The organism is Actinocorallia lasiicapitis (assembly GCF_054778695.1).
Genome location: NZ_BAAGZI010000231.1, coordinates 1 through 9,231, shown reverse-complemented (window position 1 = coordinate 9,231; position 9,231 = coordinate 1). Strand labels below are relative to the sequence as shown.

The window sequence follows — 9,231 nt, the reverse complement described above, 5'->3', positions numbered from 1 at the left end:
GTCGCGGCCGCCAGGACCGCGCCGGTCGCCAGGACGCGCCCGCGCCTCATGAACCGCCCTCCGAGCCCGTCTCGTCGCCCGGCTTGTCCTCACCGGGACGGTCCGGCAGGAGGTGCCGGCAGGCCGCGTCCGCCGCCTTCATCTTCGGGTCGTCGGCGGGGTCGCCCTTGCGCTTGCCGTCGCCGTCGGGGCTGCCGCCCTCGATCCTGAGCCCGCCGTCGGCGCCGGGGTCCTTCATGTTGACGCCGTGCTCGCGCATGCACTGAGCGAACTTGACCAGCTTGTCGCGGACGGCCGGGTCGCTGGCGTCGGGCGGGCCGAGACCGCCCGCGGCCATCAGCGGCTGGCATTTCTTCATCGCCGCGTCGACCTTGTTCTTGTCGCCGGAGTCCGCGCCGATCTGCATTCCCCCGCCTTTGGAGGTCTTGAACTTGATACCGGCGTCCCGCAGGCACTGCTCGAACTTGAGCCGTGCGTCCTCGGGGCTGAGGGACAGGCTCGGGGTGGCCGACGCGGACGGCGCTGCGCCGCTGTTCACGCTGGCGATGCCGTCGCCGTCGCTCCCGCCGCCACCGCAGGCGGACAGGCAGGCCAGGGCCAGTACCGCCGGAAGAATCGCCATGCCTCGCATGTTCGCTCCACTTCGTTCGGGTGGACGACATTTCATCGAGAGCGCGATTAACAAGGCATTAGCCGCCTTATAGCGGTTTAACCGGGAGCAGTGCATTCTGCGGTAGGGACAATTCCAGGAGGAAACGTGCGCGTTCTGGTGGTCGAGGACGAAGAGATCCTGGCGGGGGCGATCGCCGAGGGGCTGCGCGAGGAGGCGATGGCCGTGGACGTCGTCCACGACGGCGAGGCCGCCCTGGAACGCGCCTCCTACACCGACTACGACGTGATCGTCCTGGACCGGGACCTGCCACTCGTCCACGGCGACGACGTCTGCCGGTCACTAGCCGGGCGGCGCGCGCCCGCCCGGATCCTGATGCTGACGGCGGCCGCCGAGGTGGCGTCCCGGATCGACGGGCTGGGCCTCGGCGCGGACGACTACCTGGGCAAGCCGTTCGTCTTCGCCGAGCTGGTCGCCCGGATCCGGTCGCTGGCCCGGCGGACCGCTCCCCCGCTGCCGCCCGTGCTGGAACGGGCCGGGATCCGGCTCGACCCGCACCAGCGGACCGTCACCCGCGACGGCCGGCTCCTCGGCCTGACCAACAAGGAATTCGCGGTCCTTGAGGAACTGCTCCGCGCCGACGGCGGCGTGCTGTCCGCCGAGGATCTTCTGGACCGGGCGTGGGATGAGAACATCGACCCGTTCAGCAACATCGTCCGGGTGGCGATGGCGACGCTCCGCAAGAAGCTCGGCGAGCCCCGGGTGATCGAGACGGTGACCGGGGCGGGGTACCGGCTGTGCGGCTGAGCGTCCGGACCAGGCTCACCCTGATCTACGGCGGGCTGCTGCTGGCCACGGCCACGGCCGCGATCACCGTCACCTACCTCCAGGCCGCACGGACCATCAACGAGCAGTTCGGCCCGGACAGGGTCCGGGTCATCTCCTACGAATCGGGCCCCCTGCCGCCGCCCGGCCTGATCGGTCCCGGAGCCGGCGGGAAGTACGGCACCGACCCGCGGCTCGACGCGATCAACTCGACCGTGCAGAAGGAACTGCAGAGCCGGAAGTCCGACGCGCTCCGCGAGCTGATCATCAGCTCGTCGCTGGTGCTGGGGATCTTCGCGGCGCTGGCGCTGGCCGTCAGCCATCTCGTGTCGCGGCGGCTGCTGCGGCCGCTCGCCAAGATGACCTCGACGGCCCGCCGCCTGTCCGACAGCTCCCTGCACGAGCGGATCGGTCTGGACGGGCCGAACGACGAGATCAAGGAGCTGGCCGACACCTTCGACGCCATGCTCGACCGCCTCCACCGGTCCTTCGACGCCCAGCGCCGGTTCGTCGCCAACGCCAGCCACGAGCTCCGCACCCCGCTGACGATCAACCGGACCGTGCTGGAGGTCGCGCTCGCCCGCAAGGCGAGCCCCGAAGAGACCAAGATCCTCGCCGGGACCCTGCTGGAGACCACGGCACGCCACGAACGGCTGGTCGAGGGCCTGCTGCTGCTGGCCAGATCGGAGAACGAGCCGCGCGAACGGATCCCGGTGGACCTCGCCGAGCTGGCGGCGGCCGCCCTGCACGATCTCGCGCCGCCCGGCGGGGTGACCGTCGAAAAGCATCTGGCGGCCGCGCCGACCGCGGGCGAGCCCGTCCTGCTGGAACGGTGCGTCGCGAACCTGCTGGAGAACGCCGCCCACTACAACGTGCCGGACGGGCTGATCCGGATCGACACCTGGCGCGAGCCGGGCGGCTCGGCCGTCCGGGTCGAGAACACCGGACCGACCGTGCCCGGCCACGCCCTGGAGACCATCTACGAGCCGTTCCGCCGGCTCCGCCCCGACCGCACCGGCTCCCACAAGGGCGCCGGTCTCGGCCTGTCGATCGTCCGTTCGGTGGTGCGAGCCCACGGCGGCGCCATGGAGACCCACGCCCGCCCCGAAGGCGGCCTCGTCACCGTGCTCCGCTTCCCGCTCCCCTAGGTGTCCCAGGCCGTCGGGGCGGCGGCCAGTTCGTGGGAGGGCTCCTCCTCCTGGGAGGGCTTCTCCTGGGAGGGCTCCCGAGGAGCGGGCGCCGCGGGGGTCCTGGGGTGGGCCTGGGGGTCGGGCCAGAAGGTGACGCGGCCCTCAGGTGTCCGCATCCGGCCGGACTGCATCCCGGCCAGCCAGCGGTAGACGATCTTGCCGGTGGCGTTGCGCGGGAGCTCGCCGATGAAGTGCACGTCGCGCGGGACGGCGTAGCGGGCGACCTGCTCGCGGACGTAGTCCCGGACGGCCTGCTCGGTCAGTCCTGCGCCGGGCCGCAGCACGATGTAGGCGGCCAGCCGCTGGCCGTACTCCTCGTCCGGGACCCCGGCGACGGCGACCTCGCGGACCTCCGGCAGCCGGGACAGGGCGTCCTCGACATCGTGCGGGACCACGTTCTCGCCGCCGGACACGACCATGCCGTCGTGCCGGCCGTCCACGTAGAGCATCCCGTGGGCGTCGAGGTGGCCGAGGTCGCCGGTGAACAGCAGGCCGTTCAGCGTGTCGGTGGGCTCGCCGCTGGTGTAGCCCTCGAAGACGTTCTCGTTGGCGGCGAAGATCCGGCCGATGGTGGCGCGCGGGACCTTCTTGTCCTGGTCGTTGATGATCGCGACGGAGGTACCGCGCGGCGGGCGTCCCGCAGTACTGGGGTGCTTCCGCAGCTCCTTGGGGCCGGCGATGCTCACCCAGGACGCCTCGGTCGAGCCGTACACGTTGTAGAGCCGCTCGCCGTACCAGTCCATGAACCGGTGGGCGAGATCGCCGGGCAGCGCGGAGCCCGACAGGGCGGTGACGCGCAGCCCGCGCGTGTCGTACCGCTCCCTGACCTCCTCGGGCAGCTCCATGATCCGCTGCACCATGACGGGCACCGCGAACAGCGCGGACCTGCGCTGCTCCTGCACCATGGCCAGGGTCTGCTCGGGGTCGAACCTGCGGCGCAGCACGATCGTGGAGCGGAGCGCGAAGCCGATCTGGAGGGCGGCGAACCCCCAGGTGTGGAAGACGGGGGCGTCGACGACGAAGGTGTGCCGGTTGCGCAGCGGGATCCGCGACAGCATCGAGGCCAGCGGCCGGATCCCCGGCTTGGGCCTGCGGCGGGCGCCCTTGGGGCGGCCGCTGGTGCCCGAGCTGAGCATGATCGTGCGGCCCTGGGTGTGCGGCGGCTCGGCGGGCTCGTCGCCCGCCTCGGCGATCAGCTGCTCCAGCAGCAGATCGTCCGGTGCGGCACCCGCGTCCGACCAGACGACCGTCTTCCGCAGGTGCGCGGGGCAGGACCCCAGGACGGCCGCGGACTCCAGATCGGCGACGATCAGATCCATCCGCAGCTCGCTGAGGACCGCGCGGAGCTGCCCGGGGCCGAACCCGGTGTTGATCAGGACGGTCTCGGCGCCGCGCTTGCTGCACGCGACCAGGGTCTCGATGAACGCCTGGTGGTTGCGGCACATGATGCCGACCCGCGGCCTGGGGCTGCCGGCCAGCGGCAGCGCGCCCGCCTGCTCGTCGGAGCGGGCGTCGAGCTCGCCGTAGGTGACCGAGCCGTCGTCGTCGATCACGGCGGCCTTGCCCGGCTGGGCGATCGCGGCGGCCTTGGCCAGGCCGCCGAGCGTCGTCCCCCAGGCGTGCAGCGCGCTGAGGGCGCGCAAGGTCCGGAACGGGCGCAGCATCCGCAACACGCCCGACCCCATCAGAACGAACCCGAGATCCACAGTGTTGCCGAAGCGGCGCCGGAACCCCGGCCGATACTCAGGTCTGGCGTGCACCACCGCAGTCCTCCCGGTGACTTTCCGCCACGCTAACCAGCGCCGACTTTCCCGACAAGTAGGAATTACCACGAAAAGCTCGAGGAGACCCCTCATTTGTCAGTGGTTACTGACTAGTAGCATGTTCTGTTACCGGGGAGTAGCATTGCCGGTATCAGAGCCTTGGACATCTAGGGAGACCAGATCGTGCCTCGCATCGCACGTGACGTCGTGTTCGTCGACGGCGTCCGCACGCCGTTCGGCAAGGCCGGCCCGAAGGGCCTGTACGCCGAGACCCGCGCCGACGACCTCGTCGTCCGCGCCATTCGTGAGCTCATCCGGCGGAACCCGGGCCTGCCGCCCGAGCGCGTCGACGAGGTATCCATCGCCGCCACCACCCAGATCGGCGACCAGGGGCTGACCATCGGCCGCTCCGCCGCGGTGCTGGCCGGCCTGCCCAAGTCTGTGCCCGGCTACGCCGTCGACCGGATGTGCGCCGGCGCGATGACCGCCGTCACCACCGCCGGTTCCGGCATCGCCTTCGGCGCCTACGACGTGGTGATCGCCGGCGGCGTCGAGCACATGGGCCGCCACCCGATGGGTGAGGGCGTCGACCCCAACCCGCGCTTCCTGGCCGACAAGCTCGTCGACCCGTCCGCGCTGGTCATGGGCCTGACCGCCGAGAACCTGCACGACCGGTACCCCGAGATCAGCAAGGAGCGGTGCGACGCCTACGCCGTCCGCTCCCAGCAGAAGGTCGCCGCCGCCTACGCCGCCGGGAAGATCCAGCCGGACCTGGTGCCGACCGCGATCCGCTCCGCCGAGAAGGGCTACGGCCTCGCCACCGAGGACGAGCCGCCGCGCCCCGGCACCACGCTGGAGTCCCTGGCCGGGCTGAAGACCCCGTTCCGCGCCGCCGGCAACGTCACCGCGGGCAACGCCGCCGGCCTCAACGACGGCGCCACCGCCGCGCTGCTGATGGCCGAGGACACCGCCAGCGAGCTGGGCCTCAAGGCCCGGATGCGCCTGGTCGACTTCTCCTTCGTCGGGGTCGAACCCGAGGTCATGGGCATCGGCCCCGTCCCGGCCACCGAGAAGCTGCTGGCCCGCAACGGCCTGTCCATCGAGGACATCGGGCTGTTCGAGATCAACGAGGCGTTCGCGGTGCAGGTCCTCGCGTTCCTCGACCACTTCAAGATCGACCAGGACGACCCGCGGGTCAACCCCTGGGGCGGCGCCATCGCCATCGGCCACCCCCTGGCCTCCTCCGGCGTCCGGCTGATGACCCAGCTCTCGCGCCACTTCGAAGAGCACCCCGAGGTCCGCTACGGCCTCACCACCATGTGCATCGGCATGGGCATGGGCGGGACCGTCCTGTGGGAGAACGTGAACTGGGAAGGCGCCGAGAAGTGAGCGACATCAACACCACGCACGCCGACGAGGTCGTCACCCACGCCCACGTCCGGGACGTCAAGCTCCCCCACGGCGCGGGCACCCTGGCGCTCATCACCCTCGACAACGGTTTCGACCACACCAAGCCGAACACGTTCGGCCCGGCCGGTCTCGCCGAGCTCAACGCCGCCATCGACGCCGTCGCCGAGCGCGACGACCTCGCGGCCGTCGCGATCACCGGCAAGCCGTTCATCTTCGCGGTCGGCGCGGACCTCAAGGGCGTCCCGCTGATCGGCTCCCGCGACGAGGCCCTGGCCATCGGCAAGCTCGGCCACGACGTGTTCCGCCGGCTCGGCGAGCTGTCGATCCCGTCGTTCGCGTTCTACAACGGCGCGGCCATGGGCGGCGGTGTCGAGGCCGGTCTGCACTGCACCTACCGGACCGTCTCGCAGAACGTCCCGGCGTTCGCGCTGCCCGAGACCTTCCTCGGCCTGGTCCCCGGCTGGGGCGGCACCTACCTGCTGCCCAACCTGATCGGCGCCGAGAAGGCCCTCAAGCTGATCATTGACAACCCGATGGCCCAGAACCGGATGCTCAAGGGCAAGCAGGTCTTCGAGCTGGGCGTCGCCGACGCGATCTTCGACTCGGCCGACTTCCTCGAGGAGTCCCTGACCTGGGCCGCCCAGGTGATCAACGGCGACGTCGTCGTCGAGCGTCCCGAGGTCGACAAGGGCAAGGGCTGGGACGACGCGGTCAACATGGCCGGGTTCGTCCTGGAGGGCAAGCTGCACGGCGCGGCCCCGTCCTACGTCCGCGCCCTCGACCTGGTCCGCCACGCCAAGGACCGCACCCGCGACGAGGGTTTCGCCGCCGAGGACGAGGCCCTCGCCGACCTGATCATGTCGGACGAGCTCCGCGCCGGGCTGTATGCCTTCGACCTGACCCAGAAGCGCGCCAAGCGCCCCGCCGGCGCGCCGGACAAGGCCCTGGCCCGCAAGATCACCAAGGTCGGCGTCGTCGGCGCCGGTCTGATGGCCGGTCAGCTCGCGCTGCTGTTCGCGCAGCGGCTCGAGGTTCCGGTGATCATGACCGACCTCGACCAGGCCCGCCTCGACAAGGGCGTCGCCTACGCCCACGGCGAGGTCGACAAGCTGGCCAAGAAGGGCCGGATCAACGGCGACCGCGCCAACCGCCTCAAGCGGCTGATCTCCGGTTCGCTGACCAAGGACGCCTTCGCCGACGCCGACTTCGTGATCGAGGCCGTCTTCGAGGAGATGAGCGTCAAGCAGAAGGTGTTCGCCGAGGTCGAGGCCGTGGTGTCGGCCGAGTGCATCCTGGCGACCAACACCTCCTCGCTGTCGATCACCGAGATGGCCTCGAAGCTGGAGCACCCCGAGCGGGTCGTGGGCTTCCACTTCTTCAACCCGGTCGCGGTCCTGCCGCTGCTGGAGATCGTCCGGGCCGAGAAGACCGACGACGCCACCCTGGCGACCGCCTTCAGCGTCGGCAAGCAGCTCCGCAAGAGCTGTGTCCTGGTCAAGGACGCGCCCGCGTTCGTGGTCAACCGGGTGCTGCTGCGGCTGCTGGCCGAGTTCGTCGGGGCCGTCGAGGAGGGCACGCCGATCGAGGTCGCGGAGCGCGCCGCCGCGCCGCTGGGCCTGCCGATGAGCCCGTTCATCCTGATGGGCCTGGTCGGTCCGGCGATCGCCCTGCACGTCAACGAGACGCTGCACGGCTTCTTCCCGGAGCGGTTCCCGGTGTCGCCGAAGTTCAAGAAGTTCGTGGAGTCCGGCAAGACCGGGGTCTACCTTCCGGACTTCACGCTCGACCCGGAGGCCGTGGAGATCTTCTCCGGCGGCACCAGCCCCTCCACCGAGGAGGAGCTGCTGCAGCGCGCCATGGAGGGTCTGGCCGAGGAGATCCGGCTCATGCTGGACGAGGGCGTCGTCGCCGCGGCCGAGGACATCGACCTCTGCCTCATCCTGGGCGCCGGCTACCCGTTCCACCTGGGCGGGATCACCCCGTACCTCGACCGCACCGGGGTTTCGGCCAAGGTCACCGGGAACCCGTTCCTGGCGCCCGGCGTCGCCTCCGTCGGTTAGTGATCGGCGTCGGTCAGTGATCTGCCGGTTAGTGAGATGCAGGTCACGCACCGAAACCGGTAACACGGGAACAGAACACCCCATTCGTCCGTTGGACAGTACGGGATGGGGAGAAGGACCAGCCGGCTACGGGACTGGGGGGTTACCGGGTCGGCTACGCGAAGGGCGTCCCGCGCACAGCGCGGGGCGCCTTTTCGTGTCCCCGGGGCCCTCAGCGGCGATCCGGTCCGTAGGCTGGAGCTCCGTGCCGCGGGGTCTCGAGGGAGGTCGGTCCTTGTCCGAGTTCACCCTGGGCGGCCGCCGTGTCGCCAACGACGCGCCCCTGACCGTCCTCGGCGGGGTGAACGTCCTGGAGGACCTGGACACCGCGCTGCGGGTCGGCGAGGTCTTCCGCCGGGAGTGCGAACGGCAGAGCCTCGGCTACGTCTTCAAGGCCTCGTTCGACAAGGCCAACCGGAGCTCCGCCGACTCCTACCGGGGGCCCGGGCTCGACGACGGGCTGGAGCTCCTGGCGAAGATCAAGCGGGAGCTCGGAGTGCCCGTCGTCACCGACGTCCACGAGCCCTGGCAGTGCGCGCCCGCCGCGGAGGTCGCCGATCTGCTGCAGATCCCGGCGTTCCTGGTCCGCCAGACCGACCTGATCGTCGCGGCGGCCGCCGCCGGCAGGCCGCTGCACCTGAAGAAGATGCAGCTCATGGCGGCGAGCGAGATGGCCAACGTCGTGGCGAAATGCCGGAAGGCGGGCGGCCGCGACGTGCTGCTCTGCGAGCGGGGCACCCTCTTCGGTCCCGGACGGCTCGCGGTGGACGTCCTCGAACTGGCCGAGCTGATCGCCCTCGGCCATCCGGTGAGCCTGGACGTCACCCACGCCCTCCAGCTTCCGGGCGGGCTCGGCCATGCCAGCGGCGGACGCCGCGAGCTGTGCGAGCCACTGGCCGTCGCGGGTACCGCGCTCGGCATCGCGGCGCTGTTCGTGGAGTCGCACGTCTCGGTGGACACCGCGCCGTGCGACGGCCCGTCCGCGATCCCCCTGGACCGGGTCGGGCGGCTGCTCAGCCGGGTCAGGCAGGTCGACGATCTGGTCAAGTCCGCGGCGTTCGACCAGATGTGAGGTCGGGCTTGAGGTCGGGGGTGAAGACGGCGACGTCCACGCCGAACGCCACCAGCAGCCGGCCGGCGCCGTCCATGGCGAGCGCCCGCACCCCGCCGGGAACGGTGAGCTCCGCGGTCAGCACCCGCTCCCGCAGATCCCAGATCCGCACCCCGCCCCGCTGATCGCCGGTGATCGCGCGCAACCCGCCAGGCCCGGCCCGCAGCAGCGCGGCGGTCAGACCGCCCTGATGGGCCTCCAGCGGCTCGCCGATCGCGGCCCC

8 protein-coding genes are annotated in these 9,231 nt (G+C 71.0%); 5 read left to right on the top strand and 3 right to left on the bottom strand.

The genetic code is table 11. The features are described 5' to 3' along the window. Positions 1–46 precede the first annotated feature (46 nt). Entirely contained in the window at positions 47–622 is a 576-nt protein-coding gene (locus ACYVE7_RS22380) for a hypothetical protein (protein WP_460366956.1), read from the bottom strand. 135 nt (positions 623–757) lie between these two features. Here ACYVE7_RS22380 and ACYVE7_RS22375 point away from each other — a divergent pair, with 135 nt between their 5' ends. Then, positions 758–1,417, top strand: coding sequence for a response regulator transcription factor (locus ACYVE7_RS22375; protein WP_460366955.1), 660 nt, complete (start codon positions 758–760; stop codon positions 1,415–1,417). Further along, positions 1,408–2,583, top strand: coding sequence for an ATP-binding protein (locus ACYVE7_RS22370; protein WP_460366954.1), 1,176 nt, complete (start codon positions 1,408–1,410; stop codon positions 2,581–2,583). The genes ACYVE7_RS22375 and ACYVE7_RS22370 overlap by 10 nt, the downstream gene beginning before the upstream one ends. Here the strand turns inward: ACYVE7_RS22370 and ACYVE7_RS22365 are convergent. Next, complete coding sequence (locus ACYVE7_RS22365; RefSeq protein WP_460366953.1) at positions 2,580–4,310, bottom strand: AMP-binding protein; 1,731 nt, start codon at positions 4,308–4,310, stop codon at positions 2,580–2,582. The genes ACYVE7_RS22370 and ACYVE7_RS22365 overlap by 4 nt on opposite strands. Before the next feature lie 261 nt (positions 4,311–4,571). Here ACYVE7_RS22365 and ACYVE7_RS22360 point away from each other — a divergent pair, with 261 nt between their 5' ends. From ACYVE7_RS22360 to kdsA, 3 genes are all read left to right on the top strand, one after another. After that, positions 4,572–5,777, top strand: a complete 1,206-nt coding sequence (locus ACYVE7_RS22360; RefSeq protein WP_460366952.1) for a thiolase family protein — start codon at positions 4,572–4,574, stop codon at positions 5,775–5,777. Further along, a complete protein-coding gene (locus tag ACYVE7_RS22355; RefSeq protein ID WP_460366951.1) occupies positions 5,774–7,858 on the top strand; it encodes a 3-hydroxyacyl-CoA dehydrogenase NAD-binding domain-containing protein in 2,085 nt (694 codons plus the stop codon). Before ACYVE7_RS22360 ends, ACYVE7_RS22355 begins: the two co-directional genes overlap by 4 nt. Positions 7,859–8,132: 274 nt before the next feature. Then, positions 8,133–8,969: a 3-deoxy-8-phosphooctulonate synthase gene (kdsA, locus tag ACYVE7_RS22350; RefSeq protein ID WP_460366950.1), complete on the top strand. Its 837-nt coding sequence runs from the start codon at positions 8,133–8,135 to the stop codon at positions 8,967–8,969. Here the strand turns inward: kdsA and ACYVE7_RS22345 are convergent. Next, positions 8,941–9,231: hypothetical protein (locus ACYVE7_RS22345; RefSeq protein ID WP_460366948.1), on the bottom strand; the 291-nt coding region annotated here is incomplete at its 5' end. The two genes, kdsA and ACYVE7_RS22345, sit on opposite strands and share 29 nt — an antisense overlap.